Source organism: Bdellovibrionales bacterium, from assembly GCA_018266295.1.
Classification (GTDB): Bacteria; Bdellovibrionota; Bdellovibrionia; order Bdellovibrionales; family Bdellovibrionaceae; genus JACMRP01.
Genome location: JAFEAQ010000011.1, coordinates 49,446 through 75,889, shown reverse-complemented (window position 1 = coordinate 75,889; position 26,444 = coordinate 49,446). Strand labels below are relative to the sequence as shown.

Annotated in this window: 24 protein-coding genes; 13 read left to right on the top strand and 11 right to left on the bottom strand. The window is 47.9% G+C overall.

Going from position 1 to position 26,444, the window contains the following annotated elements; translation table 11 throughout:
- Positions 1-78 precede the first annotated feature (78 nt).
- Together JSU04_09090 and JSU04_09085 are read left to right on the top strand one after the other, a co-directional pair.
- Complete coding sequence (locus JSU04_09090; GenBank protein MBS1970452.1) at positions 79-585, top strand: hypothetical protein; 507 nt, start codon at positions 79-81, stop codon at positions 583-585.
- 64 nt (positions 586-649) lie between these two features.
- The gene (locus JSU04_09085) at positions 650-943 is read left to right on the top strand and encodes a GlsB/YeaQ/YmgE family stress response membrane protein (protein ID MBS1970451.1); all 294 of its coding nucleotides are present in this window, start codon (positions 650-652) and stop codon (positions 941-943) included.
- A gap of 3 nt (positions 944-946) precedes the next feature.
- Here JSU04_09085 and JSU04_09080 read toward each other — a convergent pair whose 3' ends face one another.
- The gene (locus tag JSU04_09080) at positions 947-2,650 is read right to left on the bottom strand and encodes a cytochrome c biogenesis protein DipZ (GenBank protein ID MBS1970450.1); all 1,704 of its coding nucleotides are present in this window, start codon (positions 2,648-2,650) and stop codon (positions 947-949) included.
- A 12-nt stretch (positions 2,651-2,662) separates the two neighbouring features.
- Positions 2,663-3,169: a peptide-methionine (R)-S-oxide reductase MsrB gene (gene msrB / locus JSU04_09075; protein MBS1970449.1), complete on the bottom strand. Its 507-nt coding sequence runs from the start codon at positions 3,167-3,169 to the stop codon at positions 2,663-2,665.
- Positions 3,170-3,334: 165 nt separating this feature from the next.
- Here msrB and JSU04_09070 point away from each other — a divergent pair, with 165 nt between their 5' ends.
- The 3 genes from JSU04_09070 to msrA are packed head-to-tail and all read left to right on the top strand — an operon-like array spanning position 3,335 to position 5,199.
- Positions 3,335-3,931, top strand: coding sequence for a sigma-70 family RNA polymerase sigma factor (locus tag JSU04_09070; protein ID MBS1970448.1), 597 nt, complete (start codon positions 3,335-3,337; stop codon positions 3,929-3,931).
- The gene (locus JSU04_09065) at positions 3,918-4,562 is read left to right on the top strand and encodes a DUF1109 domain-containing protein (GenBank protein ID MBS1970447.1); all 645 of its coding nucleotides are present in this window, start codon (positions 3,918-3,920) and stop codon (positions 4,560-4,562) included. Before JSU04_09070 ends, JSU04_09065 begins: the two co-directional genes overlap by 14 nt.
- A gap of 22 nt (positions 4,563-4,584) precedes the next feature.
- Entirely contained in the window at positions 4,585-5,199 is a 615-nt protein-coding gene (gene msrA / locus JSU04_09060; protein ID MBS1970446.1) for a peptide-methionine (S)-S-oxide reductase MsrA, read from the top strand.
- On the opposite strand, the gene JSU04_09055 is transcribed toward msrA, so the two are convergent.
- From JSU04_09055 to JSU04_09015, 9 genes are all read right to left on the bottom strand, one after another.
- Positions 5,196-6,359: a hypothetical protein gene (locus JSU04_09055; GenBank protein MBS1970445.1), complete on the bottom strand. Its 1,164-nt coding sequence runs from the start codon at positions 6,357-6,359 to the stop codon at positions 5,196-5,198. The two genes, msrA and JSU04_09055, sit on opposite strands and share 4 nt — an antisense overlap.
- Complete coding sequence (locus JSU04_09050; protein ID MBS1970444.1) at positions 6,356-7,225, bottom strand: hypothetical protein; 870 nt, start codon at positions 7,223-7,225, stop codon at positions 6,356-6,358. The genes JSU04_09055 and JSU04_09050 overlap by 4 nt, the downstream gene beginning before the upstream one ends.
- Positions 7,222-8,823, bottom strand: a complete 1,602-nt coding sequence (locus tag JSU04_09045) for a hypothetical protein (protein ID MBS1970443.1) — start codon at positions 8,821-8,823, stop codon at positions 7,222-7,224. Before JSU04_09045 ends, JSU04_09050 begins: the two co-directional genes overlap by 4 nt.
- Before the next feature lie 18 nt (positions 8,824-8,841).
- Positions 8,842-9,918 (bottom strand): protease, encoded by a 1,077-nt coding sequence (locus JSU04_09040; GenBank protein MBS1970442.1) that lies wholly within the window; start codon positions 9,916-9,918, stop codon positions 8,842-8,844.
- A 68-nt stretch (positions 9,919-9,986) separates the two neighbouring features.
- Positions 9,987-10,592, bottom strand: a complete 606-nt coding sequence (locus JSU04_09035; protein ID MBS1970441.1) for a hypothetical protein — start codon at positions 10,590-10,592, stop codon at positions 9,987-9,989.
- A 9-nt stretch (positions 10,593-10,601) separates the two neighbouring features.
- Positions 10,602-13,349: a hypothetical protein gene (locus JSU04_09030; GenBank protein ID MBS1970440.1), complete on the bottom strand. Its 2,748-nt coding sequence runs from the start codon at positions 13,347-13,349 to the stop codon at positions 10,602-10,604.
- Between the two features lie 40 nt (positions 13,350-13,389).
- A complete protein-coding gene (locus JSU04_09025; protein ID MBS1970439.1) occupies positions 13,390-13,932 on the bottom strand; it encodes a protease in 543 nt (180 codons plus the stop codon).
- 548 nt (positions 13,933-14,480) lie between these two features.
- On the bottom strand, positions 14,481-15,608 hold the full coding sequence (locus JSU04_09020) for a hypothetical protein (GenBank protein MBS1970438.1): 1,128 nt from the start codon (positions 15,606-15,608) through the stop codon (positions 14,481-14,483).
- A gap of 2 nt (positions 15,609-15,610) precedes the next feature.
- Positions 15,611-16,177, bottom strand: a complete 567-nt coding sequence (locus tag JSU04_09015; GenBank protein ID MBS1970437.1) for a cob(I)yrinic acid a,c-diamide adenosyltransferase — start codon at positions 16,175-16,177, stop codon at positions 15,611-15,613.
- Positions 16,178-16,232: 55 nt separating this feature from the next.
- On the opposite strand from JSU04_09015, the gene JSU04_09010 reads away from it, so the two are divergent.
- The 8 genes from JSU04_09010 to JSU04_08975 all read left to right on the top strand — a co-directional run bounded on the left by JSU04_09010 (position 16,233) and on the right by JSU04_08975 (position 26,440).
- Positions 16,233-17,045: an N-formylglutamate amidohydrolase gene (locus JSU04_09010; GenBank protein ID MBS1970436.1), complete on the top strand. Its 813-nt coding sequence runs from the start codon at positions 16,233-16,235 to the stop codon at positions 17,043-17,045.
- Between the two features lie 76 nt (positions 17,046-17,121).
- Positions 17,122-18,546, top strand: coding sequence for a cytochrome c biogenesis protein ResB (locus JSU04_09005; protein MBS1970435.1), 1,425 nt, complete (start codon positions 17,122-17,124; stop codon positions 18,544-18,546).
- A gap of 5 nt (positions 18,547-18,551) precedes the next feature.
- On the top strand, positions 18,552-20,174 hold the full coding sequence (gene ccsA / locus JSU04_09000; GenBank protein MBS1970434.1) for a cytochrome c biogenesis protein CcsA: 1,623 nt from the start codon (positions 18,552-18,554) through the stop codon (positions 20,172-20,174).
- 165 nt (positions 20,175-20,339) lie between these two features.
- The gene (locus JSU04_08995) at positions 20,340-20,858 is read left to right on the top strand and encodes a cytochrome c3 family protein (protein MBS1970433.1); all 519 of its coding nucleotides are present in this window, start codon (positions 20,340-20,342) and stop codon (positions 20,856-20,858) included.
- Positions 20,859-20,878: 20 nt separating this feature from the next.
- Positions 20,879-24,001 carry a TAT-variant-translocated molybdopterin oxidoreductase gene (locus tag JSU04_08990; GenBank protein MBS1970432.1) on the top strand — a complete coding sequence of 1,041 codons (3,123 nt, stop codon included), beginning with the start codon at positions 20,879-20,881 and terminating at the stop codon, positions 23,999-24,001.
- Positions 24,001-25,362: a polysulfide reductase NrfD gene (nrfD, locus tag JSU04_08985; GenBank protein ID MBS1970431.1), complete on the top strand. Its 1,362-nt coding sequence runs from the start codon at positions 24,001-24,003 to the stop codon at positions 25,360-25,362. Before JSU04_08990 ends, nrfD begins: the two co-directional genes overlap by 1 nt.
- On the top strand, positions 25,362-25,889 hold the full coding sequence (locus JSU04_08980) for a DUF3341 domain-containing protein (GenBank protein ID MBS1970430.1): 528 nt from the start codon (positions 25,362-25,364) through the stop codon (positions 25,887-25,889). The genes nrfD and JSU04_08980 overlap by 1 nt, the downstream gene beginning before the upstream one ends.
- Complete coding sequence (locus tag JSU04_08975) at positions 25,889-26,440, top strand: cytochrome c (GenBank protein ID MBS1970429.1); 552 nt, start codon at positions 25,889-25,891, stop codon at positions 26,438-26,440. The genes JSU04_08980 and JSU04_08975 overlap by 1 nt, the downstream gene beginning before the upstream one ends.
- Positions 26,441-26,444: the final 4 nt, after the last annotated feature.

Sequence of the window (26,444 nt, the reverse complement as noted above, 5' to 3'; positions counted from 1 at the left end):
CCCGTGGGCAGGAAGAAAATTGGACCTAGACCTTGGCCTGTCAGGACTCGGTTCCAGTGGGTCTTACGTGGTACCTTTATGGGTATGAACGTGGTCTATTTCACCCTTGGTGACTCCATAGTCGACATCGAAATTCGCACGCAGCTTTTGCGCGTGCCGGAAGTGTTGTCGGATTTGCGTCAGGCTCAAGATATCGCGCCTGAAATGGATTTAATTTCTATCATGGGTTCGCAGGAACTTTTCATGAAGATGCCACGGGATTTCCAACTGAAACTTGCGCAACTTTTGCAAGAAGCTTTGTTTAAGCGTTGGAAACTTTCGCAAGTGAAGTACGATACGATTGTGGAAAGACGAAAGTTCAGTGATTCCGCGGTTTGGCGTCGTTCTCTTAAAGAGCTGCTTCATCAGGCTCCAGAGTTTCATATGTACGTTTTTGGCCCGGGTTTTGATGATCTCGAGTACGAAATCAGCAAACTCAAATTCAAAGCTCCGCCGCAAATTTTCTTGCACGAAGTGATCTCCGAAGATCCAATGCTAGATTGGTTCTGGCCAACCATCATGCAAGGCGCGAAGCTCTCCGCCTAAAAGGTACCAGGTCGCTTTTCAGAATTGACTTCCGAAGTGCGGATTTTCTGTCTAAAATGATTTTATGGATTACGTTTACGCAGTTTTGAATCACCCTCTTACACATAAAGTGCTTCTTTGGGCTGCGCTCGGACTTGGTGTCGGAGTTGCCGCAAAGCTCATTATTCCTGGCAGTGAAGCCATGGGTTGGATCCGCACGATCCTCCTCGGCCTTGCCGGTTCTTTTTTAGGCAATTACCTGACGCCGATTTTGTTCAGCTGGCCTGCGTACTACGCGTTTAGCTGGCAAGGAATCGGCATCGGCATTGCGGGCGCCACAGTTTTGGTGCTCGTGAATCGCGTGGTTACAAGATCTTAAGTTTTATCCAAATGTAAATGCGAAGGCTTGGACTCCTGGGTCTTCGAACTCGATTTCAAACAACTTTTCCTGATAATTCGGTGCGCTTGGCTGGCGGATGAGTTGGTACAAGCGGTGGTCTTTGACGACTCCGCGGCCATCATCGCCGATGTCCATGCCATGAGCTGGGCCCGGTGGTTGACCATCGATCGTCACTTTAAATCGGACTTCCTTTCCGTCGGTGGCGGAACCTAAAACCAAATGCAGATCACGCGCGCGGAAACGGAAAGAAATTTTACCCGGAGCTTTCATCAAAGTCGCATCTTGGGGATTGATTTGCCAGTTGCCGGTAACGCCCCATTCGTTGAGCTTCAATTTATCAGTGACTTTGTAATCCTGCGCGGTTTTGGGAACAACTTGAGGTGTTACTTTCATGTTTTCGGCACGGCTGTAACCAAGGTATGTTTCGCCGGAGTAAGCTTGTTTCAGTTGCCCAGAAACTTGCGCACCGGTGGCATTCACGCTGACCAAGCTCGTGTCTTTGCCAATCACTTCTTCACCCAAAAGTTCTTGAATGATCTTTTCAGACTCTTCGTATTTTCCTTCGCCAAATTTATGGTGGCGGATACGGCCTGAGCGGTCGACAAAGTAGTGCGCCGGCCAGTACTGGTTTTTGAAGGCCTTCCAGATGGTGTAGTTGTTATCAACGGCAATAGGATAAGTTACTCCCAGATCTTTCGCCGCTTGCGTGACATTCTTCAAGTCTTTCTCGAAGGCAAATTCCGGAGTGTGAACGCCAATAATGACCAATCCTTTGTCTTTGTATTTCTCATTCCACGCCTTCATATAAGGCAGCGTGCGCAGACAGTTAATACAGGAGTAAGTCCAAAAATCGATGAGCACCACTTTGCCTTTGAGTTCGGCATTCGTTAGCGGCGGGGAGTTTAACCACGCAACGGCACCATCGATGCTGGGCATTTCGCCCTCATCTTTAAAGCCGATATTGGCGGGGCCTGCATCGGTCATGTTCAAGAGATGCTGTTCAAGAGTCTCTGTTTGTACACGGGCAACTTGCGTAAGAACCGTGCGATCGAGATTAAAGGCTATGGCGACAACACCTAAGAGTACTAAAACACCCAGGATTTTCTTAACATAGCCTTCGGCCTTCAGATACCCCTTCATCTTCGTAAAAACTTTTCCGCCGGCAAGAAGTGCCAGCGCCAGCGACGATCCCGCCCCCAAGGCATAGGCAAAAAGAAAGCTCGCCGCTTCAGACGGTTTTCCTTGAACCGCGGCGCCGGTTAAAATCAGACCCAAAATCGGCCCCGCGCACGGTGCCCACAAAAAACCTGTGGCGATGCCGATCACGAAAGACTGGCCGGGGCTCGTCGGGCCGCGCTGATGGCCAGTCAACTTCACACCGAGTTTAGTCAGTGGCGCCATTAAAGTTTCAAGATAGATCGGAAAGATCAAAGACAGGCCAAAAACCGCCAGCAGAACCATCGCAATCCAGCGGCCCCAGTTGTTGGCTTCAGCCACCCAGGCGCCGCCAAGCACTGCGAGCAGTGATGCTGTCGTGAATGTCACCGCCATGCCGGCAAGAAGTGGCAACGAAGATCGATAAAAAGGCTGATCCGCCTTCGCAAAGACGAAGGGCAGAACCGGCAGGATGCAAGGACTCAGGATGGTTAAAAAACCACCGATATAAGACAGTATAAGTAACGTCATGGTGGTCTCCCGTTATTTCTTTTTAAAAAGTTTCAGATATTCGCCGTAACCGGCTTTTTCTAAGTCCGCGACGGGAATAAATTTAAGCGACGCTGAATTCATGCAATAGCGCGTGCCCAGTGGTTGAGGACCATCATTGAATAAGTGTCCTAAATGGGAATTGGCGACGGCGCTCCGAACTTCGGTGCGGGTCATGCCAAAGGTACGATCGGTTTTCGTGGTCACAAATTTCGGATCGAGCGGTTTTGTAAAACTCGGCCAGCCGGTACCTGATTCATATTTATCGAGAGAACTAAAAAGCGGTTCTCCGGAAACAACATCAACATAAAGTCCTTCTTTATGATTATCCCAATATTCATTTTTAAATGAGGGCTCTGTGCCGTCTTTTTGGGTGACTTCAAATTGCAACGGAGTGAGCTTTTTTTTGAGCTCCGCTTCGGACGGTTTTTTATAGCCGCTCAAATTGATAGCCAATGCGGGAAGGGCGATTAGGTTTAAAAGCCAAACACTAAGTTTCATCTGACACCTCTTTGTGGGTTCCTATCACACCGGCTTATTCGTTCGGGTCCGGAAAAAGGTTACAGCATCCTAAATATTTTAATACATGCAATGCGTAAGTAGCGGGAAAAAGGACGTTTATGAGGTTAAATAATTTTTTTGTAACCTTTTAGTGAGGTCCTACGAATGAAAGTCGAAGGCGCGGAAAGCCTGAAACAGTCTCAAGATGAAGCAGAGCTTTCTCGGTTGATGAGAAGTTCGCAAAAAGGCGACGCCGGTGATTACCGGCAGTTGCTGTTAAGGATTCGTAGCATGCTGGCAAAATATATCGATAACGCTTTTGCAAGATTCGGATTTGGCACGGGCAGTAGCCAAGAAGATGTTTTGCAAGAAGTATTGCTGGCGATTCATGTGAAAAGACACACGTACGATCCCGAGCAGTTCTTCCTTCCATGGATGTATGCGATCGCGAGATATAAAATCATTGATTATATCCGCAAGAACAAAGCCTTTAGTTCTGCTCTCGATATAGAGGAAGAGCTTGAACACATTGAAAGTATGGCGAGCTTGGATCTTACTGCCGAGGTTGATCTTGAAAAACTCCTAGAGATTTTATCTGATAAGCAAAGAAATGTCCTAAAGCTCGTGAAGCTAGAGGGGCTTTCTGTTGAAGAAGCCGCCGATAAAACCGGATATACGGTGAGTGATGTGAAGGTCACAATTCATCGAGCCATGAAAACTCTGCAGGAAAAAGTGAAGGAGGATGCGCGTGAAAACCGATGATCTGATTTCACAACTGACAAAAAATTTACAGCCCGTGCGGAGTCCTGAAAAACCCCTCACGTTTGCATTGAAATGGGGAGTTGGCAGTCTTGTTCTGATCGTGCTTGTTATTTTAAGCCTTCGTCCGCGAGTGGATCTGATGCAGAGTCTGCAGCACTTCGATACCTGGGCGCAGTTAGGAGCTTTCTCCCTCTTGTTTTTTGCGTCGCTGGGGCTCGTGTCTTGGTCTTCGTCGCCTGGTAAAGAAGGTTTAAAAAAATATCTGAAGGCAGTTTTTGCAGTTTTATCTCTGTTAGCACTGATTCAAGTGGTGCGGATTTTGGGTCTCAGTGAAGAGCTGATGTCCGAAGGCCTTTCGGTCTTAGGCTCAGGGTGTGCGATGGTCGCAATGTCCGTTGGTACTGTGACAGGGGCCTTTTTAACATGGAAAGCCCGTCAAGGCGCTAGCACTCATCCACTGATGAGCGGTTTGGTGCTGGGGCTTGCTGCCGTTGGTGCTGGTGGTGTTGCCATCACTCTTCATTGTTCGAGCCTGAATGGGATGCATATTTTGGTTTGGCATTTTTTGTTGCCGTTGATCGTGATGGCGATCGTGGGCTCGTTTGTGGGACGAAAAATTTTGCATTGGTAGTTCTTTTTTAAAGGAGGACCCTATGTCTTACTTAAAGATCTTGGCGAAAATCGGTTTATTCTCGGCTGTGATGACAGCACTGACGGTGATGGCGGCGGCGCCTGGGGGAAAAACAGCAAAACCGGCGGAGCCTGCAAAATCTCAGACTCAAACCGCCGTCTTGGCGGCAGGTTGTTTCTGGGGAGTGGAAGAGTTCTTTCGCAAGACTCCGGGGGTAGTCAGTACGCAAGTGGGTTACACCGGCGGCGATCAAGCCAATCCCACATATCCTCAAGTCGGCAGCGGCCGAACGGGTCACGCGGAATCGGTCAAGATTGAATACGATCCTGCTAAAATCAGCTATGAAGATCTGTTGAAGCTTTTCTTCCGTATGCATGACCCAACGACGTTGAACCGTCAGGGAAATGACGTCGGTACTCAGTACCGTTCTGAAATCTTCTATACTACTGAGGATCAAAAGAAGACGGCCGAAAAAGTCATGAAACTCGTCGATGACTCAAAGAAATGGAAAGCGCCACTAACGACTAAATTGGAAGCGGCTAAAACGTTTTATCCGGCTGAAGAGTACCATCAGAAATACCTGGTTAAGAATCCAGGCGGGTACGACAATCACTTCCTCAGGCAGTTTAGTTTCTAGCGACAATCGTAACCGCTGGCGGCGCGTTCTCCCCAGCGGACGGCCGGAGAGTAATTCGCATTGGATTCGACAAGGCCTGAACGCATGCGCTGCAAGAGTTCCCACAACGTTGCGCTGTGCTCAGGCCAATAATTAATGCGGCAGCCTTCAAGCTTGGCTTCGGCATCAAAAAGATTTCCTTGGCCAAGACTGTTTTCTTTAAAGTTCCAGGCATAAAGATCATAGAGCTGCCCGAAGTTTTCTTTAATCCGCCAATCACGCATCGTGGTTGAATGATTGTCGAGCTCGCCGCCGCGCAGGCACTTGCCACCGCGATCATGAATTAGCTGCCAGCTATATTTCACGGTAGAAACACGTGCCGTAAAAAGATGACAGAGGCTTTCAACAATCACATCAGTGCGTTCATCGAATGTCGGCGGGCGGTCGCGTAGGATCTTGCGAATCGCTTCGTGCCACTGAAAAATGAGCTTTCGTGTTTTAAATACACCGGCCTTCCAATCCGCAAGCCGAAACTGATCCATGCCATAAGCAGGCAGGCTCGCAGATGGAACTCCATACTGATCTGGATTGCGCCACTTTCTGAATCCGCCCAAATTGGTCAGCGGTGCATGGGTCGGATTCGAGTGACTAAATAGATCGCGCACCATCTTCGGCGATGTTGATGCGATAAACTCGATAAAGCCATTCTCGGCAATGCTTTTCACCATCTCGGCATGATGACCTGGATCCAGGTAGATAATTCCCGGAGTGAAGGACTCCTTCGTGACAGTCACCGGATAGGTGTCGTCATCCAGAGTCCCGGTGTTAGAAAGATCGCCGACATACTTGATAAACTCGCGCAACCGTTCGGACTCGGAAAGGGAGTCCCAGCGGCCCATGGCATTGGTGATAAAACTGCCTGTGGTTGTCGGATCTTTGACTTTAAAAGGCAGTTTGTTTTTCGCCGCAAAGATAATTCGAGCGGCGTACATTGCATCGGCACAGTCGGTGCGAATTCCGGCAAACTCACTCTGTGGGTTTGTGAAAATATCCGTAACGTAACCGTTTTTTACAAATTCCGAGTAGGCTTTCTCGGCACTTGCATCCCACGAATTTTCGGCGGTCCATACAGCGGCTTGAGTTTGCAGACTTAAAAGAAAGATGAGAGTAAAGATTTTCATAGTGCTTGCTGAATATCGATGAAGACGGTCATTTCCGTGTTGGCAGATTCGTGGCTGCGAAGAGTGATAGCACCTTCAGCAAAGCTTGCGCGCAAGCGGCAGAAGCGTGGCACTTGAATGACATTGCCATTCAGATTTTGTTGAATCGAAAGGCCGTTGGAATTCAAGCTTTGTTCGTCCATGTAGTACGAAGAATTCGCTTCTAGAGTATTCTTATCGGGCGCAAGCTCATCAGATTTGCGCGGCTTATTTTGTTTGCCACTCTCGCGCAGATCACACACAAACTCGACCTTGGCTCGCAAGCGCGCGCTGTCACGGTAAAGAGTGTCCCCCTCGAGGCTTGTAGAAGAAACTGTGGCATTCAGAGTGTAAATGCCTTCGGAAAGATCTTTCATTTTCTTATTCACAAGCTGGAGGTTTTCAACAGGGCCGAGGTAACAGAAATCCACATAGTAACGTGAGCCTGTCAGTTCGCTAGCAAGATCAAATTTCAGCGTCGTAATCTTGCGAAGCCAAACATCGGCATCGGCGAAAAGACTTTGATAGTCTGAAGAACTCGCACGGCTTTCAACATTGGTCGCACGAAAGTGAGCCGGGTGAGTATCAGGAACACTCATATCTTCGTACTGAGCATTGACGATGTCTTTGCCAGCAGAGTCTTGAAAGCAAACGCAGTTTGCATCTTTTGTAGGATCACAAGTGCGCGCATCCGTATTGCTCAAACAAACTTGGCCATTCAGGCGGGGATGCAAAACTCCGGCGTTACACGCAAAAAGTCCCTCAGCGACGTTGGGTTTAACCACAACGCTGGCAGCAGCACTGACCGTGAGCAAGCCACTCATCAAAGCGAGAAAGAAGATCTTCATGGATTACTCTCTCCGCAGACGACTTTTGAAAACTCTGAAATTTTCTTCGTGTAAGTTTCAAAAGTCGGGGACTCGCGCTTTACAACGACGTCTTTGAGGTTCAATTCAAACGCACTTTGACGAGGGCCCACTGTGAACTCCGTCGTGAGTTTCAAGAAGTACTTTTTAGAACCAGCCTTCATGCATGTCGCCAAACGGCTATCGCAGACGCGGTCATAGTAAGCCGGCCACTGGCGATCTTGGCCGAGCTTTTGGATCGTACGTAAAACACGGTCAAGCTCGACCGTCATATCCGGCGAACTTAAACCCGGAAGGCTATCAAGCTCTGGCAAGCCAAGTAAACCTGGCAGAGCCGGCAGCGAGTTCAAAGCATCAATCCCGGCAGTGCCTTCCATTTGACGAAGGTCGATCACGAATTGCTCCATACCTTTGAGGAACAAAGTAAAGTCATCGTAAGGATCGACAAATGTGACTGTCATGCTGTAGCGATCGCCGACTTTTAAATCAACATCGTTCAAGTTATGAGTCATGCTTTTCACAGCGCCTTGCCAGCGGGCAGGGATAAAGCCCGCATGCCACCAAGAATCGACAAATTCCTGACGGCCACCACTGATGCGATTGAGCTCCACTTCTCCGACAACGGGAGTTTCAAAATCTCCGGGGCTCGTGCAAACGCCACCACGGCAAGTTTGCGGATTGCGATTATCAGCAAGTAAATTCATTTCAACAACGTAGTTCCCGGTATCGCCGCGGATTTTCATTGAGCCCATATGCAGATCGGTCGTGTAATCCGAAGGAAAGCGTGGCATTTCGTTGCCGAAGTCTTCAGTCAGCTTCAGAAGCTGGCTGCTCGGTTGCAAATAGAGACGAAGCTGGTTTGAACCCAGCGGATTCAAGTCCGTGCTATTCCCAGAGTCGTCACCCGCCGTATAGGCATTCAAGACGGCTTCAACGTCCTGAGGCTGAATATTGTTGGCTTTTAAGAACGCGGGGTCCGTACACTCTTGCTTCACGATCGGATGCAAGGCGAAGCGATTATTAGGACGAATACGGACGAAACAGAAATCACCCTCTGCCAAAACGGTGCCGTGATCGGTCTTGGTCATTTTGCAGCGGGCTTGGTTAGGGTCGTAATCAAGGGGACGGTTGTCGAGGTCATAGAACTCAACATACATACAAGTACGAAGCGCGCGATACTGTGCGGCCATCATATCTTGTTTTTCTTGGAATGTCGGAGCCGTTTTAAACGGCGAATGGCTAATACTGCATTGAGAGTCAGAAATTTGACCCGTGAAAGAGATGTCGGCGCTATCAGAGTACATATCAGGACGGCGCACGCCGAGGGAGAACATTAAAAACTGTCCTGAGTCTTCTTGGCATCTTTCGATGACCGTAGGTAAATCTGGAGATTCGGAACCCTGGCCAAATGTGCCACGAGTTCCGGTCTCTGTAGAAACAAAGTAGTTGGCTTTAGCAGATCGGGACATTTTGCAAGCGGCAAACACATTGTCTCCCATCATTAAAACCAAGGCGAGAACGACAAACAGAAGTTCCAAAGAAACAATTCTAAGATTTTTTTCAATAGCTACGTGACCCATTTGTCATTCTCCTCAAAACTAGTTTTGAACGCCTTCTACGATGTCAGTCCAAGTACACATTTCAGCGCCGTGACGTTGCCATTTGCGCAAGTTCGGAGTTGATTTGTTAGCGTCGTTCTCTACGAATACGTAACGAACTTTGCAGAAGCGTGGAGCGAGCAAAGAGTTGTTAGTGATGTAAAGGTTAGAGATCAAAGCGCCGCCGTCTGCGTTGATTTTTTTCAAATCAGAAGACCAGAAGGAAGAAGATCCTTCTTTGTTAGAAACTGGAAGTTTCAAACCGTTCAATTCACCAGACGCTGCCAAGTTGAAGTCTGCTTCGTTGTCAGTCGTGTTGTAACGACCCGCATTGTTGCGAGCCCATTGGAAGTTGCCTTTACCTTGGAAATCACAACCAACGTAAGAGATCACTTTCAAATCAGCCAAGTCAGTGTATTTCATGCCGTCAACTGTTCCAGGGATTTGGAAGTCGTTGCCGTTAGCGCCTGAACGATCGTCACCAACTGGGATGTTTGTGAAGAAGTCAGTTGCAGTCGTTTGAGCCGTCAAAGAGAAGTTAGAAGCTACGCCGTCTTCTTTGTACTCAATTTGAGGACCACGGTAGCAGATATCAACGAAGTAGGCTGCGCCGTAGAGCTCAGAACCCAAGTTGAAAGACAATTCTTTGATTTGTTTGCCCCAAGAATCTACGTCACTTGGGAAAAGTTGTGCCCAACCGTCAACTTGTGAGTGAGCAGAGAAAGAAGTCGGAGTGCTGTTATAGCTAACAGGAGTTCCGTTGTCTTTCCAAGTACCATAAGTTGCTTTACCGTAGTTCATCAACCAATCACCGCCGTTTGTAGAAGTACAAACGCAACGAGTGTTACAGTTTTGAGCTGTGTCAGTACAAGCTTGAGAGGCATTACAAGTCTCTTTAGTGCCTTCTTTGTAGCACACTTGTTTTGACAAAGCTGGAGCCGCGATCCCCGCATTACATGCGTAGATGTTTGGTCCAGAGCTGAACGTTTTGAACTTGAAACGCAATGAAATCGCGTTTGCAGATGGAGCTGCAGCTAGTAGTACTAGAGCTGCTACAGCAGTCATCAAATTTTTCATGGATTCTCCTTTTGCCTTTTTGAGGCAGTTAATAAAAGCGGGCGCAAGCACCGTTTAGTTCTTTAAATCTAGGGCAGTCGAAGTTTCCACTTCACCTTTAAGCGAAGCGGTTTATCTCCGACCTCAGGGCGATTCAATTCAACCTGATAAGCTTTCGAAGTACCATCAGTGGCCTTACAGATAACAAAGCTCAATTTCGAAGGTTCATATTCTTCATCCAGCGCGACTGCGAGCAAAGCTTCCTCGTCGCCGGCAGGGCAGAGAGCGAGCAAGCTCTTAATCAGATCTCCCGAATTCGCCGGAGTATAGTAGTTGTAGGCACTATTCGCGCCGAGCAAAACGTAGCGCTCGCTGGCAAGATAGTTTGCGAAATCCACGGCCGGGATTTCAATATCTGTGGCCTTGTAGTTTTGTCCAAGCTGAGTGAAGAGCTGACGAAGCAACATCGAAGTTGTCCCCGCACAGTTTAGGCAATATGGCTCCACTCGCTGACAGACTGTATCGCTCTTGCACATTGTTTGGCAGAGCTGTTCTTCACCAGCGGCACATTGAATGGTGACTTCTTTGTAGTAAGCGCCTTGGGGGTTCGTATTGTATCGGCTCGACACCGACAAAGCCCATGCGTTTGCAGAAAGTGTCATGCAAACAAGAATGTTAAAAACTTTTTGTAACATAAGACTTCCTTAGAATTTCTTTCCGCGACATTTTTCAGTGGCACCGCGAATGGGTGTTCTGTCGGTTGCATAAAAACCAGAACCATTACTACGGCATTGAAACGGCATTGTGATTTGTCCAGAGCACAAGTTTGAAGTAATCCACGCGGTCTTTGAAACCGAATTGTCGTCAAATGGGTCCCCACCATGGGCAGGGCTGCCGTTACTGCCAATGACATGGATTTTCGTCACTTTACCACCGGTGCGTTTTTCAAAATAGTCAGCTGCCTTTGCTCCGCACATGTCATCAAAGCAGCGCAGACCCTGGCCGAGCATGTCGACGCAGCTTTTAGGAATTTCGCCATAGCGTTGGTAAGCGTCCGCAACGTAATTCAGGTTCACATCGTAAGAGCGCGGAATATTTACCTGATCTTTTTTTGCAGTGATGAATCTGTGAATGGATCTAAAGAGGTAAATACCGAACTTGATCGGATTAAGGCCAAACGCCGCTGAAGAAGATGCGGCTGTCGCAATCCCCACAAAGTTCATCGAGCACCCACCGCAATAGGAATAGGTCTTCGGTGTTTGCGGAGTGACGTCGTTCGGGCCGGTGGCGTGAACCTCGCCATCGTTTTTAGCATTGCAGTAATTGACGGAAATGCCTTTAAACGCATAGAAGTCGAATTTCTTCGCGCTATTCGGTGCAATGGAAATCGCGCAGGGGGCGCCAACGAGGGGCCCTAAGTCGGCGACCACTGCCATTTGCATTTTGCCTTTATCGATTTGCGGATCGAATTGCAGTTTACCGCCATCGACAAGTTTCTTAAATGAAGTCACTGTGTCGGGAGTAAAGTCATTATCCATGTAGATTGGTAGAAAGTTCCAGCCGAATGCAAACGTACTCGCGAGGTCCGAAGCAAGGCGTTTATTCGCGCGCTTGGTCGCAAACCAAGGGTCATAGATCTTGCAGGCTTTGAGTTCCGAATAAGGATTAAATACATCCGGAGAAGCTGCGTTCGAAGAAATCGGCAAAAAGGCGTCGGCATAAACGGCGACGGAGTATAAATCGACCAGCGATTTCACAGCAATGCGCGAGCAATCAATGCCACTCACGCATACAGGGTCGCCCGAAGACCAAGTCAGCAGAGGACTGCCATAGACCGCAGGTGTATATGTTAAAGGTTTGCCCTCGTCGTCAACGGCTTTGATATTTAAAATCTCTTTAGACCAATCATAGAAGCCAGCTTTATTTACGGTGTAATTTGCGGCATTCCAGATATTGGTTTTTTCGAGCTGATCGCACAAAGGCAAGATACCGACGGCGAGCTTGTCAAAGTAAGTCACAAACTCCGTCATGCTATGACGGGAAGACTCGAAAGCCTTCTCCATCGAATTCAGCCGCGATAAATTATCGATATCTGTTTTCATGAAATCGATGCGCTTATCGCCTGCCAGACGAATTTCAGTGCAGAGGTAGTAAAGCTCATCGCGCTGGATCGAGCTTGGGTTTGGGTTCAGAGCCAAAGGTTTGACGTACTCAACGACTTCTTCAGCCGTCAGGCTTTCCATCAAGATATTCATAAACTGAACAGCGGTCGCCAATCGGGTTTTCATCAATCCACGATTTTGGACGAAGTGTTTGCGGAAGTTCGCGACCCATTCGCTGGCAGAATCGTAGGCTTGAGTTCCCAAAAAGTCATCATTCACAGCTCGGGCACCGTGTTCAATGAGTCCCTGTTCTGGTTTTTGCGGAGAATCGTTACTGTGTTCCGTCGGCTTGTCGCCGGCCTTTGCGATTTCACGAAGGCTGTTTAGCGAAATATGTTCATTGTCACAAGCAGGCTTCGTAATGCTCTTGCAGCCGTTAGGAATGAACATCATCGATTCTTCAAGAGCGATGGATTTAAAGACAATGCCAAAGCGCTGACTCATCTCGGAGGGAATACCGCTATTACGCCACGCCCACGAGAGATATATCTTTACGCTATTCCAGTAATCATAACCGAAAGCTTTCCATTGATCTTGATTCAGCACTTTCAAATCGATTTGCATCGCTGCATTTCGCGAATCGAGCTCCGGATCTTGATCGTAGCAAGTTGTGATGTACTTTTCTTGTTCCATCACGGCGACGGCCATCTCTTGAAGGACGGCCTGATCAAGGCCGGTATTTTGTAAGTGACCTTGCAGGGGAGAGAATCGTTTTAAATAGTAGCAGCCAATTCGGCCAAGAGTTTTTGCCGGAAGGAAGTTCGCTGATGAGAAAGTATCAAGCTTCTTCCATTCAGGACTTTTGCTGATGATTTTTTCATTTTCACTGAGAGACCAAATGCCGCTGAGGTAGCCGTTTAAATCTGCGCAGTAGGGTTTCTTATCGCAGAGACGAACAACGTTTTGATAATTCTTCAGCGGATTGGTTTTAAGATTCATCGGCAGAAGCGGGAGGTTGCCGTTTTCAAGCTTCTGCATGATTTTCAGAGTCAGGTGGCTGACGGCCAGACGGAACTCTTTCATTCCGTCGGCGGACATTGCCACTGGGTCCATGCCGAGCGAGCTTGCCAGCATGTAAGTCATCTTGCCGGAGTTAAAGCCGTCAAGAATTAGAAATGCCGAATCCGCCGGCGTCTCGGAATCAATCGCACATTGGGCGCGATTGGTGACGCGGAGGTTATTTAAGTCAATGGAAGAATATTGAGCCGTACCTGCCGCCATGGCAGACGCACACAACACCACCGTGCACGCGACCACAAGACCGCGCGTGAAGACACTCGCCCTATTCATAGGAACCTCAGATTACATTCTAGAAATTAGTTCCTAGTGATTACTTAGATGAATCTTTGCAAGCTTCAACTTTGTTCAACATCGTCGTGTAGAACAAGATCACAGTTTGGTCTGCAGGAGAGAAGTTTCTCTTTGTAGAGCCATCGCTGTTCACCATGTTGTACATGTACGTGTTCACGAAGCGGTAAACTGCCGGCGTGACCAAGAGGTTTGAGTGACATTTGTAGGTTCTGTAAGTCACGTTCACGCCAGCGTACATATTGCCGCCGTTGTTGTAACCTTTGTCGCTACCGATGTAGATTGAGTTGCCGCCACCGTTGTTGACTTGGTCGCCGTAGCCCACGTTGAAAGACACAGTCCAAGATTCGCCTTGAGAATCAGTGCCGACGATTTTGCAGAGGTTGCCAGAGCAGGCAATTGCCATTTCGTTTTCGATTTTTCTCTGAATTTCTGCCTCAGAGTATTTAGGATTTGGTTTCTCGTCGAACTCAGGGCTTCCGCCGTCGAATTCGCCAGCCGTAGCTGTGAAGTTAAAGCAAAGACACGCCAATAAGACCGCCAAAAAGGTCTTTTGAACTTTCATAGGATGACTCCCAAAATTAAATTGTTAGAACGCAAGGTGGGCGGAGATATAAGGGAAAACTTGTGAAACACAAAGAAGAATTTAGAACGTTGATATGAATTTGAGTTTTCGCTGCAATCGGCAATTGTTTAAAACGTAGATAAGAGGCAAGGAGCCACCTGAATTTTCTGTCGTAACATGAAGTGACAGATGGCTCCCCACCAAGACGGTTTAAACAACCCCTCTGCGGAAAGGGCGCTAGCCTTTTAGACCCTCAAGATGTGAAACAAGTCGTGAGTCCTTAGCCAGCCAAAACCGTCTAAAAATTAAAACCACAATACCAAGCGCTCTTCGGATGATAACCAAAGTAGTCACGTGCTGCGGTTTTTTGGTGGGAGACGAGATCTAGATGAGTATTAGAGTAAAACTGAAATCTCCCCAATGTTTAAACTGTTGAACGCAAGGTGCGGCCTTTATAAACGAAAGAATTTCAATTTAAAAGCGGAGAATGACTCTATGGCAATTTTTCTTGGAAGCAAAACGCCTATGTTCTCAACATTGCATGGGCATTACACGAAAAACGCTTCGAAACTGACAGGGAGGTCGTTCGAAGGTGACAAAAACTCAGGAGCGTTCTGATCCGGCGGCACCATGCAAAACAATCCATGGGGAATCTTGGCCGAAATCCAGGTTCTCGGACGGCGATAAATCACTTCTTCACGGCCATAAGAGTAAACTAAAAAGTCTGTAGAGCGAGCGCGGTCGTAGGCTGTCCACAGGAGCGACTCGAAAACATCCGCATTTTCAGCAAAAAGATGAGTTAAATACTGAAATTGCAAATGCTCTTCGAGCTGTAGACGGTACGAGGGCTTCGTTAGAGGACGGGTCCATCCTAAAATCTTCCCGAACTTCAAAAATTGGCGGAAATTATGGGCTTTCAGCGAGTAATCCAGGGGAACTAGCTCTTGAATTCCATCGGCCTTCCACGGAGCGCAACAGCCGACGATGTTGTTATGGCGGTCAAACGCAATCAAGAAATCCTCAATCTTGAGACCTCTCCAGCGCTGGAGCTGCTTGAAAAAGCTATAAGAATCCCAATAAGTCGCTAAGTTACGAGAATTGTTTTTCTCAGACAGATAATAAATCAAAGCATCGGCATTGACCGAAGAGCCGCTCCGGATCTGCAAATGCGGGAGTGGGTTCTTCGCCCACGGAAAGCGTCCGTGCAAGCTCACGAGATTTAAACGGCGATAGTTAAAGTAGCGCGGCAGAAGACGTTTCAAATTGCGGGGACGTACAAATGCATTCAGCGCCGTCGTTTCCGTCAGATTCAAAGCACTAAAAAAGTGCTGCGCACCGTAGGTGTTGGTAATATCTTGCAGAGTCGGCACGAAGTGATCAGACCACTCTAAAATGGCTCGGCGATTGTTGCTAATGCGAAGATCGCGGCCGAAGGCGACGGTTTTTAGTTCGCCTTGAATCATCACATCTTTAATAATGAATGAGGCCATCCCTTGAATCGCTTCTTGATCGTCACGCAATAAGTACGTGCGAAAGCGATCCGACTCCACAGCGTAGGGTCCAAAGAAATCCCCGCGGCGGTCGACTTTCATATCGAGAACACCTTTGATCGGGAAGCCCTTAAAGAACTCTAAGATCGCTTGATTGTCGGAGGGTTTTGCAACCTCGAGTTTCATACTCATTCAGTTTTTTTCCAAAGCACATCTTCAAAACGAGTTTTTAAGTTCACCCAGCGAGCCGCGACAAACAAGAAATCGCTCAGGCGATTCAAGTACTGCAAGCTCGTTGCATAGCGCTCATCTTTCACCATCACTTCAGCAGAGCGGCGCTCAGAGCGACGGCACAAAGTGCGCGCCACATGTAAGTGCGCCGCAGTTTCGTGACCCGCCGGCAAAACGAAATTGCGAAGTTCGGGCAACTCGGCAGTGAGTTCATCAATTTTCTCTTCAAGCATGCGCACATGGTGATCTTGAATCGAAGGCAGTTTTTTAAACACTTCATCATCAGCGCAAGCCAAGAGGCTGCCGAGGTTAAAAAGCTGATTCTGGATTTTTTCAAAGATCGGATCCAAAGATTGAAGGTCGTTGAGTTTCTGCAGCCCGACACGAACAACACCCAGATAAGAGTTTAATTCGTCAACAGTACCATAGGCTTCGACGCGTGGGTTGAATTTCTCAACGCAGGAGCCATCCACGAGACGGGTGGTGCCTTTGTCGCCGGTTTTTGTATAAATTTTTGCTTTCATCGCTCACTCAATCTATGATTTGAATAAGCTTCAGCATGACACTAAGGAGTTTACAATGCAACTTCCACAGGCTTCACTTTTAGTGACGATCCCGCACTCCGGAGAAAAAGTTCCCCCGCAAGCAAATTGGCTGAACGGTTTGCCTGAAGAAATCCTCATGTGCGACGTGGACCGTTATGTTGATTACCTCTACGAACCGACACTTAAAAAATTGCATCTTCCTTACGCAAAAACCGAATGGCATCGCTACGCCGGCGACCTCAATCGTATCCCTGAAGACATTGATGCGGGCAGTGTGATTGGTAATGCCAATCCGGCCGGCATGAATCGCCGCGGCTTTTTGTGGGCGATCACCACTTACAATCATCAGCTTATGAAGCAGCCGATCCCGGCAAAAACTCATCAAGAATTAGTAGAACTCATTTACGAGCCATTTCATGCTAGTGTGCGTAAACTCTATGAAAACTACGAGGCTGCGGGTCGCACTAAAGTTTTTCATATTGATGCTCATAGTATGCCGTCGGTGGGAACCAAAGAGCATCGCGATCCCGGCGAGCAGCGTGCAGAAATCGTGGTGAGTGACTGTCACGGCAAAAGCTGTGATCCGAAGTTCCGTGATCTTGTGATCGCAGCCTATGTGATTGCCGGATTTAAAGTCGGTTACAACTGGCCATATTTTGGCGGTCGGGTCAGTGAAGTCTATGGCCAGCCGTCAAAAAACCATCATGCAATCCAAGTTGAAATGAACCGCGCGCTCTACATGGATGAAACAACCAAGAAGTTGAAACCGGCGGAGGCAGAAAAGATTCGCGCGAAAATCGACGTGGCCCTGACATATATAAGTCAAAATCTGCCGAGCCTTCAGTAGTCGCCACTGCTGACTTGCAGCGTTGTGGTCGATATGATTAGCCCTTCCGGATAAGCTGGGCTAAATATTTGTCATCATGTCTCAATCTGCCGATGATCGCACGAACCAAGTTCGTCGTTATTTAAAATCTACGATTAAATTTTTAGCTTCTCTTAAGCTTGCGGTGATTGTTATCGCAGCGATCGCCACGGTGATCGCGGTTGGAACATTTGTCGAAGCGAAGTACGATGCCAACGCCGCCAAAAAACTCGTTTACGATACGTTCTGGATGTACACGGTGATGGGAGTCCTCGCGGTGAACTTGATTGCCGTGATGGTGGATCGCTGGCCTTGGAAGCCGCGCCATGCGCCGTTTGTTTTTGCTCACATCGGGATTTTGATTTTGATGTTCGGGGCCATTCTCACGCAGAAGTTCGGCTTGGATGGCAGCATCCGTGTTGGCATCGGCGATAAAAACCAGTACGTGATCGTGCCTGAAACAGACATCTTGGTTTATAGTTCTTTCGATGGTGATCGCTACACGAAGCTTGCTGAGCAAAACGTGGATTTTTTTAAAAATCCACCGACCGACAAAAAGCCACTGACGATTGCGGCGTTTAACGCCGACATCAAGTTTACCGACTACAAGCCCTATGTTCTTCCTTCGCGTAAAGTGGTTGAGCCTAAAGATAAAAATGGCCGCTACGGCGCAGGTCTTCGTTTCCAAGTGCAAAATCCAAATATTAAAGTCAACGCCATCGAGTGGCTTGTACAGCGTCGCCCGAATGATGTGGCAACTCATAACTTCGGCCCAGCGGCTTTGCACTTAGGCCCAGCTCCAGCAACGGGCAATGGTGCCAATGAGATCTTTTTCACGCCGGACGAAAAGGGTGGAGTGAACTACGTTGTTTTTCAAAAAGATTCCGTTGCTCCACTTAAAAAAGGCCATGTGAACGAAGGGGATTCCTTTGCTCCGGGCTGGAAGATGCCGATTGAGGTGCGCGTGCTCAGGTATTTGCCGCAAGCCACAGACGAGTGGGATCTTCAGGATCGCGAAACTCCGACGCCACTGACGACCTCGGCGGTGAAGTTTAACTTTAACGGCCAAGATCATTGGATGCTTTTGAACGACTCTGTGAAGCTTTTCACGAGCGACGCGGTTTATATCGTGAGCTACGGCAATCGTCGTTTGGATTTGGGTTTTCCAATTCAGTTAAAGAAATTCGAAATCGATCGCTACCAGGGCACGCGGAAAGCCATGGAATACAAAAGCGTTGTGGGCGTACCAAACATCGATGCTCATCAGATCTCGATGAATGAGCCGCTGAAGTACAATGGATTTACAATTTACCAGGCAAGTTTTGAAGAAGATCCGAACACGGGTCAGCCGGTGGCTTCCGTATTTTCTGTCAATCAGGATCCGGGCCGTTGGATTAAGTATCTCGGGTCTTTCATTATGTCCCTGGGGATCTTGTTGCTCTTCTATTATAAGAAGAAAGCGAAAAAGGAAAAGCCGTCATGAGACGTTTGCAAGTCATTCTGATTCTTTTGATTTCACTCCTCGTTTACAAAGGCGCTTTCGCAGCCTCGGGTGATGCTCTTTCTTACTTGCCGGTTCAGGATGCCGGTCGTATCAAGCCTTACGATTCTTTCTCTAAAGAAATGCTTGAGATCGTGTATGGTAAATCGACCTTCGAAGGCCGTGGCGCTTCTGAAATCATCTTCACTTGGATGCTGAGCCCAACCGCGTGGCAGGGGAAAAAAATCTTTGAAGTTCGCAATCACGAAGTCTTGAAGGCTCTCGGCTTGCCGGCAGATCAAAGATACTTCTCGGGTGAAGAGCTTTTTGCCAATGAGCGCTTCCCAATGGTTCAGCAAGAGCTTCAAGCCAAGCGCGAATCCAAAGAAAAACTCACTCCATACTTCCAGGCTTTGCAGCGTTTGGAAAACCAGCTGATTGTTTTCCGTGAAATTGCCGGCGGCAACATGCTGCGCCTCATCCCGCCAAAAGAGGGTGAGACCTGGCTTTCTGTTGCGGAGTTTCAAGGAAACCAGCAAGAGGCCTTTGCCAATCTTACAAAATCTTTCATCGATCGTATTGGAGCCGTTGCGCAGAATGCTCCGGCGGATCAGTTAGAGCAAACGGCGAAGGCCTTGGATGAAAGCGTTCTCAAATTTAGAGAAGTGGCAAAAAGCAATAATCCTGAAGCTTATAGCCACGATTCTAAAGTAAACCTCGAAGTTTTCTACAACCACTTCCATCCGTTCCGTTGGGCCTACATCTTATATATGTTGGCATCTGTCATGGTTTTGATGGTGTGGACAATGAATAAGCCAGGCCTCATGAAACTGGGTTGGACCTTTGCGAGCCTGGGTTTTGTTTTGCACACCTTTGGCTTCATCGTGCGCATGTATCTGATGGATCGTGCTCCGGTCACCAACATGTACGAAACCGTGGTGTGGATGTCCTGGGGGGCTGTGGTCTTCGCGGCGATATTGGAAATCATTTACAAGTACCGATTCATTTTCTTCGCCGGAACTTTGGGGGCGATGGTTGCATTGATCATCGCCGATTCCGCGCCGGCGGTTTTGGATCCAACACTTCAGCCGCTTGAGGCCGTTCTTCGTAGTAACTACTGGCTGACTGTGCACGTAATGACAATCACAATCAGTTACGCCGCGTTTTTCTTGGCGTTTGTTCTCGGGGATATCGGTCTTATTTACTATATTAAAGGTGAAGAGAAGAACCACGAGAAGATCAAAGCCATCGCAAATTCCGTCTACAGAGCAATGCAAATCGGTGTCGCGTTCTTGGCTCCCGGAATTATCCTGGGAGGTATTTGGGCGGACTACAGCTGGGGTCGCTTCTGGGGTTGGGATCCAAAGGAAACATGGGCGTTGATTGCTTTGCTTGGCTATCTCGCAGTGCTTCACGGCCGCTTGGGTGGCTGGTTCCGCAACTTCGGCATGATCGCCGCAGGTGTTGTGACTTTCAGTCTTGTCATCATGGCTTGGTACGGAGTCAATTTCGTGCTCGGCGCGGGGCTTCATTCTTACGGCTTCGGCGCCGGCGGTGTTGAGTATGTCGCCGCGTTTGTTGTCGCTCACTTTTTGCTCGTGATTTATGCATCACTTGTGCGGAAGAAATAGTCAGAGCTTTTCTGCTAAGCTTCTGAATTCTCATCAAGTTTGCAAAAAGAGAGTGGACAAGTCATGCATTCCGCTTTTAAATAGGAACCATCGAAAAATTGTTATGATGTGCGCGCGCGTTCTCCGCATGGGCACATCTCTGTAATCATCAGGCAAAGGAAGATTATGCATCGGGTATTTAAAACTTTTGCAGCAGTGGGGCTACTTGCGTTGAGCCTTGCAGGATGTAAATTTCAGCCGGGTTGGGGCTACAACCAAGGATACGCGCCAGAACAGCCGCTTCCTTTCAGCCACGAAATCCACGTCACAAAAAATCAAATTCAGTGTCAATACTGTCATAACCAAGTTGAGAGATCTCGCCACTCAAACATTCCGGCGCTCTCTACATGCATGAACTGCCATCTTCAAGTGAAGACGGACAGCCCACACATTCAAAAATTGCGTGAGGCTTACGATAAGGGCGGTTCTATCGAGTGGGTTCGCGTTCACGCGCTTCCTGACTTCGTGCACTTCAATCACTCTGCGCATATTGCGAAAGGTGTGAACTGCCAAACTTGCCATGGCGAAGTTGAGAAGATGGCAAAAATCACTCAGGTTCAGGATCTCTCGATGGGCTGGTGTATTAACTGCCACCGTCAACCAGAGAATAAAGCTCCTTTGAACTGTACAACTTGTCACCACTAATTGAGTTTGTGGAAGGTACCATGTCTGAAATGAATCACGATCACGAGCATAGCGAAGCGGAATTGGCAGCAAAGAAAGCTGCGCGCCCGCAAATCGAAAGAGACAATACTTACTGGCTGACTCTCGAGCATTACAACAATGATCCTGAGTTTTTGAAAAAAGCTGAGACGGAGTTCCAGTCTTCTCCATTGCGCGAAAGCGACACGGGCGAAGGCGGTTGGGCACGCCGTGAATTCTTGAAGTTGATGGGCGCGTCTCTCGCGATGTCAGCTGCAGGTTGCATCCGCCGTCCAGTGCAAAAAATCGTTCCTTACAACAAACAACCTGAAGAAGTGACTTTGGGTGTATCTAACTTCTACACGTCGACATACTTCGACGGCAGTGGTGGCTTCGGTGTTTTGGTTAAGACACGCGAAGGCCGTCCGGTAAAGATTGAATCAAACCCTCAGTTCCCACTTACTCATGGTGGCTTGAGCGTTCGTTCTCAGGCGGCTCTTTTGAATCTTTACGATCCAGAGAGACTCCAAGGTCCTAAATACAATATCTTCAATGAGAAGAAGACCAACAAGGACACAGTGGGCGTTAAATGGGACGGTTTAGATGACAAAGTCGTTGCTCAGTTGAAAAAGGGCGGCGCTGTTGTTTTGACTGGTAACATTGCTTCTCCGTCAACTCGCGCAGTTGTTTCTGACTTTGCACAAGCTTTCAAAGCGGACCACGTTTCTTGGGAGCCGTTTGCAAGTGAAGAGCTGCGTGAAGGTCAAAAAGCTTCTTACGGTGAAGCTGTTGTTCCTCACTACCGTTTCGACAAAGCTAAAATGATCGTCTCTATTGATGCAGATTTCTTGGGTACTTGGTTGAATCCAACTCAGTTCCAGGCTCAGTTTTCAGCAGGTCGCAGAGATCCTAAGAAAATGTCGAAATTGGTTTCTTTTGACTCTAGCTACTCTCTCACGGGTGCAAATGCGGATATCCGCTTCAAAATTAAACCTTCTCAGCAACTCGATGTTGTGATGGGTTTGATCAACGCGCTTGTTGTGAACAAAGGCGTTTCTTCTTACGCTAACAATGAAAAATTCAAAGAAAGCCTCGTTTCTTACGCAAACACAGCTCAGAAATTGGGTATCGAACCAGCTCTCTTCAACAAGGTGGCGGCTGATCTTTGGGAAAACAAAGGCGAGTCTCTCGTCGTCGCGGGTGGTTTGCAGACTTTGACTTCTCGTTCGCGCGAGTTGCAAATTGCTGTGAACTTCTTGAACAGCTTGCTGGATAACGAAGGCAAAACTGTTGACGGGAAAAACGGCGTTCCAGGCATGAAAGCCTCTTACGCTGATATGGAAAAACTCATCGCGGATATGAACGCGGGCAAAGTGAAAACTTTGATCATCCACCGTGTAAATCCAGCTTATGCTCTTCCACAAGAGTCTGGCTTTGTTGAAGCTCTTCGCAAAGTTGAAATGGTTGTCTACACAGGCGACCGTATCGACGAGACGGGCGAGCACGCGACTTACATCGCTCCGGACAACCATGCTTTGGAAACTTGGGGTGATGCAGAGTTTGCTGAAGGCGTTTTTGCGATTCAACAACCTGCCATCCGTCCTATGTATGACACTCGTTCGTTCCAACTCACTTTGATGACTTGGGCTTACTTGGCAAACGTGGGTCCTAAGCGTTTGACTGCTTACGAAACTTTCTATGACTACTTGAGAAACTACTGGAAAGAAGAAATCCAGCCGAAATTTGCTAAAGGCAAAGGCTTCGAAGACTTCTGGAATGAAGTTCTGCAAACAGGTTCTGTTGGCGAAGTAAAATCTTCTTCAGCACGTTCATTCAAGGCAGATGCCTTTAGCTCTATCAAGCCAGCAACAAATGCTTCTGGCTACGAGTTGGTGTTGTATCCAACAGTTCAAATGGGTGATGGTACTTTGGCAAACGTTCCTTGGTTGCAAGAGTTGCCAGATCCAGTCACTAAAATCGTTTGGGACAACTACGTGAGCGTTTCTATTGCGACGGCAGAAAAACTGTCGTTGAAGGAATCTACGGTTGTTGAATTGAAAGTCGGCGATAAAAAAGTCGAGCTTCCAGTTCACATTCAGCCGGGCTTGCATGACGACGTTTTTGCAGTAGCAGTTGGTTACGGCCGCACCAAAGCAGGTAAAGTAGCCAACGGCATCGGTAAGAACATGTTTGAGTTCGTGACTCTAAAAAATGGCGCGATCTTCGCTGGCCAACCAGCGACTCTGACGAAGACTTCTAAGAAATACAACCTTGCATGCGTAGCTGGTAACAACTCCATGGAAGGTCGTATGATCGTTGCGGAAGCAACGCTCAAAGATTACATGAAAGATGAACACGCCGGCGTTCACAGACACAAGACATGGAACATTTGGTCTGGCCATCAATACAATGGTCACAAATGGGGTATGGCTGTTGACTTGAACACATGCACAGGCTGCTCTGCTTGTATGACGGCTTGCCAATCTGAGAATAACATTCCAGTTGTTGGTAAGACATACGTATTGCAAGGCCGTGAAATGCACTGGTTGCGTGTCGACCGTTACTTCGTTGGTAAGCCAGAAGACGCTTTGGCGGTATTCCAACCGGTTATGTGCCAACACTGTGACAATGCTCCTTGCGAAACTGTGTGCCCGGTTCTTGCGACTGTTCACAGTGACGAAGGTTTGAATGAAATGGTTTACAACCGTTGCGTTGGTACTCGTTACTGCTCGAACAACTGTCCATACAAAGTTCGTCGCTTTAACTGGTTCAATTACGCGAAGAATATCGAAAAACCGACTCACATGGCATTGAATCCAGACGTTGGTGTTCGTACTCGCGGGGTTATGGAAAAATGTACTTTCTGCGTTCACAGAATCAAAGAAGGTAAGAACAAAGCGAAATTGGAAGGCCGCAAGTTGAAGGATGGCGATGTTAAAACTGCCTGCCAAACGGCATGTCCTTCGCAAGCGATCACTTTCGGCGATTTGAATGATCCTGAAAGCCAAGTAGCTAAGATGTTCAAAGATGAACCGCGTTCATACGCTCTTCTCGAAGAGTGGCATGCGGCTCCTTCAGTTCGTTATCTTTCTAAGATCCGCAACAATGATAAAGAGACAGTCGTTGCTGAGAAAGGCGGCCACTAATGTTGACGCGTAATAAGCTCGTCCTTGGTAACAAAACGGTTAAGGACATCACAGAGGACATCTGTGCTCCGATCGAAGCTTATCCTTCTAAAGGTTGGCTCGGTCTTTTCACAACGGCTCTCAGTATTTTGGTTTTCTACGTCATTATCTTGGGAACTGTGATCGGTAAGGGTATCGGTCTTCTCGGGGTGAATCATCCGAATGCTTGGGGTACGATGATCGTGACCTTCGTATTCTGGATCGGTATCGGTCACGCCGGTACGTTGATCTCTGCGATCTTGTTCCTTTTCCGTCAAAAGTGGAGAACATCGGTTGCGCGGACTGCAGAAGCGATGACGGTTTTCGCCGTTATGACTGCGGGTCTCTTCCCATTGCTTCATACGGGTCGTCCTTGGTTGGATTACTGGTTGTTCCCTTATCCAAATCAACGTGGACCACTTTGGGTGAACTTCCGTTCGCCACTTTTGTGGGACGTTTTCGCCGTTTCGACTTACGCGACGGTTTCCATGGTGTTCTGGTATGTGGGCTTGGTGCCTGACTTTGCGACTATTAAAGACCGTGCGAAGAACAAAATCCGCCGGACAGTTTACGGTGCTTTGTCTCTCGGCTGGAGAGGCACTGCGAAGAACTGGTCACACTATGAAATGGTGTACTTGTTGCTCGCGGGTCTTTCGACTCCGCTGGTTCTTTCAGTACATACCATCGTCTCTTTCGACTTCGCCGTTTCTGGTCTTCCGGGCTGGCATACGACGATCTTCCCTCCATACTTCGTTGCCGGTGCGATCTTCTCCGGTTTCGCGATGGTTGTGACGTTGATGACTTTGGTTCGTATCGGTGTTCCTGAGTTCAAGAACTACATTACTTTGGATCACATGGAAGTAATGAATAAGATCATCATGGCGACAGGCTTGATGGTTGGTTACGCTTACGGTTCTGAGTTCTTTATCGCATGGTACTCAGGCAATCCTTACGAGCGTTACGTGTTCTTCGTGAGCCGTGCTTTCGGTCCGTACGCTTGGTCTTACTGGACAATGATCACTTGTAACGTTTTGATCCCTCAAGTGTTCTGGTTCAAGAAAGCACGTCGTTCTATTCCAATCATGTTCGTTGTTTCGATCTTCGTTAACATCGGTATGTGGTTCGAGCGTTTCGTGATCACGATCACGTCTTTGCATCGTGACTTCTTGCCGGCGAACTGGGGTAACTACGCATGGTCGTTCTTTGACGGTGCGATCCTCTTCGGCTCTTTCGGTATGTTCTTAACTCTGTTCTTGCTCTACTTGCGTTTCTTCCCGGCAATCTCTATCGCCGAAGTGAAGCCTGTATTGCCAGTGGGACAAGACAATAAAGGAGGCCACTAATGGCAAAAGTTGGAATTGGCGGAATTGCCGGTATCTGGACTGACGAGCACGCAGTGATTAAGGCTGCTGCTAAAACTCGCGAAAGCGGCTACACAAAGTTCGATGCTATTACTCCTTATCCTGTTCACGGTATGGAAGAAGCTTGCGGTATCAAAAGATCTTGGATCCCTTACGTTACTATGGTGATGGGGGTTGTTGGTTTGACGAGCGGTTTGCTTTTGACTTGGTGGACTTCGGCTGTGAACTGGCCAATCAATGTTGGTGGTAAACCGGCGTTCTCATTGCCTGCGTTCATTCCGATCATGTTCGAGTTGACGATCTTGTTTGCGGCATTGAGCTCCGTAGCAGCTTTGTTCTACGCGACGAAAATGCCAAAAATCGATCCGCCAACGATCGATCCTGATCTGACTTCACATAAATTCGCAATCTTCATCCCACAAAACGACACTGGCTACGACGAAGCTAAGATTGAACGCTTCTTCCGTGAGTTGGGTGCTTCTGACGTGAAAAAAGTGGCGGAGTACTAATGAAAATGACTAAGATTACTTTGGCAGCAGCAGCTCTGGCACTTTCAGCATGCGGAGCTAAGGGTGACAAAACCAACGTTGAAATCATCCAAGACATGATGGAGTCTCCGGCGATCAAAGCTCAGGAGTACGACGAGTCTTCACCAAATCACTCTGGTATGAGAGTTCCTGCAGAGCACACAGTTCCTGTAGGTTTCACTCCGTACAAATACAAGGGTGATATCGAAGGCGGCTCTAAGCAGGCAAATCCATTGGCAGGCAATATGTCTCCAGACGTTTTGAAAGTAGGTCAAAAATACTTCGAAACGAACTGTGCAGTTTGTCACGGCCAAGCCGGAGCTGGAAATCCAGATTCCAATGTTGTTAAAAACATGGCTTTGAAACCACCTTCAATCATGACTGATAAAATCAAAGGCTGGCCAGATGGTCACATTTACCATGTGATCACAGAAGGGCAGGGTGTGATGGGTCCTTATGCTTCTCACATTCCGCAAGCTTACCGTTGGCAAGTTGTTAACTATATTCGTTTCTTACAAAAAGAATCTAAGTAGGTTT

Bases quoted from the DNA above. Each gene is read 5' to 3' on its own strand.
- JSU04_09090 (MBS1970452.1), top strand. From the start codon at position 79: ATGGGTATGAACGTGGTCTATTTCACCCTTGGTGACTCCATAGTCGAC.
- JSU04_09085 (MBS1970451.1), top strand. From the start codon at position 650: ATGGATTACGTTTACGCAGTTTTGAATCACCCTCTTACACATAAAGTG.
- JSU04_09080 (MBS1970450.1), bottom strand. From the start codon at position 2,650: ATGACGTTACTTATACTGTCTTATATCGGTGGTTTTTTAACCATCCTG.
- msrB (MBS1970449.1), bottom strand. From the start codon at position 3,169: ATGAAACTTAGTGTTTGGCTTTTAAACCTAATCGCCCTTCCCGCATTG.
- JSU04_09070 (MBS1970448.1), top strand. From the start codon at position 3,335: ATGAAAGTCGAAGGCGCGGAAAGCCTGAAACAGTCTCAAGATGAAGCA.
- msrA (MBS1970446.1), top strand. From the start codon at position 4,585: ATGTCTTACTTAAAGATCTTGGCGAAAATCGGTTTATTCTCGGCTGTG.
- JSU04_09055 (MBS1970445.1), bottom strand. From the start codon at position 6,359: ATGAAAATCTTTACTCTCATCTTTCTTTTAAGTCTGCAAACTCAAGCC.
- JSU04_09050 (MBS1970444.1), bottom strand. From the start codon at position 7,225: ATGAAGATCTTCTTTCTCGCTTTGATGAGTGGCTTGCTCACGGTCAGT.
- JSU04_09045 (MBS1970443.1), bottom strand. From the start codon at position 8,823: ATGGGTCACGTAGCTATTGAAAAAAATCTTAGAATTGTTTCTTTGGAA.
- JSU04_09040 (MBS1970442.1), bottom strand. From the start codon at position 9,918: ATGAAAAATTTGATGACTGCTGTAGCAGCTCTAGTACTACTAGCTGCA.
- JSU04_09035 (MBS1970441.1), bottom strand. From the start codon at position 10,592: ATGTTACAAAAAGTTTTTAACATTCTTGTTTGCATGACACTTTCTGCA.
- JSU04_09030 (MBS1970440.1), bottom strand. From the start codon at position 13,349: ATGAATAGGGCGAGTGTCTTCACGCGCGGTCTTGTGGTCGCGTGCACG.
- JSU04_09025 (MBS1970439.1), bottom strand. From the start codon at position 13,932: ATGAAAGTTCAAAAGACCTTTTTGGCGGTCTTATTGGCGTGTCTTTGC.
- JSU04_09020 (MBS1970438.1), bottom strand. From the start codon at position 15,608: ATGAAACTCGAGGTTGCAAAACCCTCCGACAATCAAGCGATCTTAGAG.
- JSU04_09015 (MBS1970437.1), bottom strand. From the start codon at position 16,177: ATGAAAGCAAAAATTTATACAAAAACCGGCGACAAAGGCACCACCCGT.
- JSU04_09010 (MBS1970436.1), top strand. From the start codon at position 16,233: ATGCAACTTCCACAGGCTTCACTTTTAGTGACGATCCCGCACTCCGGA.
- JSU04_09005 (MBS1970435.1), top strand. From the start codon at position 17,122: ATGTCTCAATCTGCCGATGATCGCACGAACCAAGTTCGTCGTTATTTA.
- JSU04_08995 (MBS1970433.1), top strand. From the start codon at position 20,340: ATGCATCGGGTATTTAAAACTTTTGCAGCAGTGGGGCTACTTGCGTTG.
- JSU04_08990 (MBS1970432.1), top strand. From the start codon at position 20,879: ATGTCTGAAATGAATCACGATCACGAGCATAGCGAAGCGGAATTGGCA.
- nrfD (MBS1970431.1), top strand. From the start codon at position 24,001: ATGTTGACGCGTAATAAGCTCGTCCTTGGTAACAAAACGGTTAAGGAC.
- JSU04_08980 (MBS1970430.1), top strand. From the start codon at position 25,362: ATGGCAAAAGTTGGAATTGGCGGAATTGCCGGTATCTGGACTGACGAG.
- JSU04_08975 (MBS1970429.1), top strand. From the start codon at position 25,889: ATGAAAATGACTAAGATTACTTTGGCAGCAGCAGCTCTGGCACTTTCA.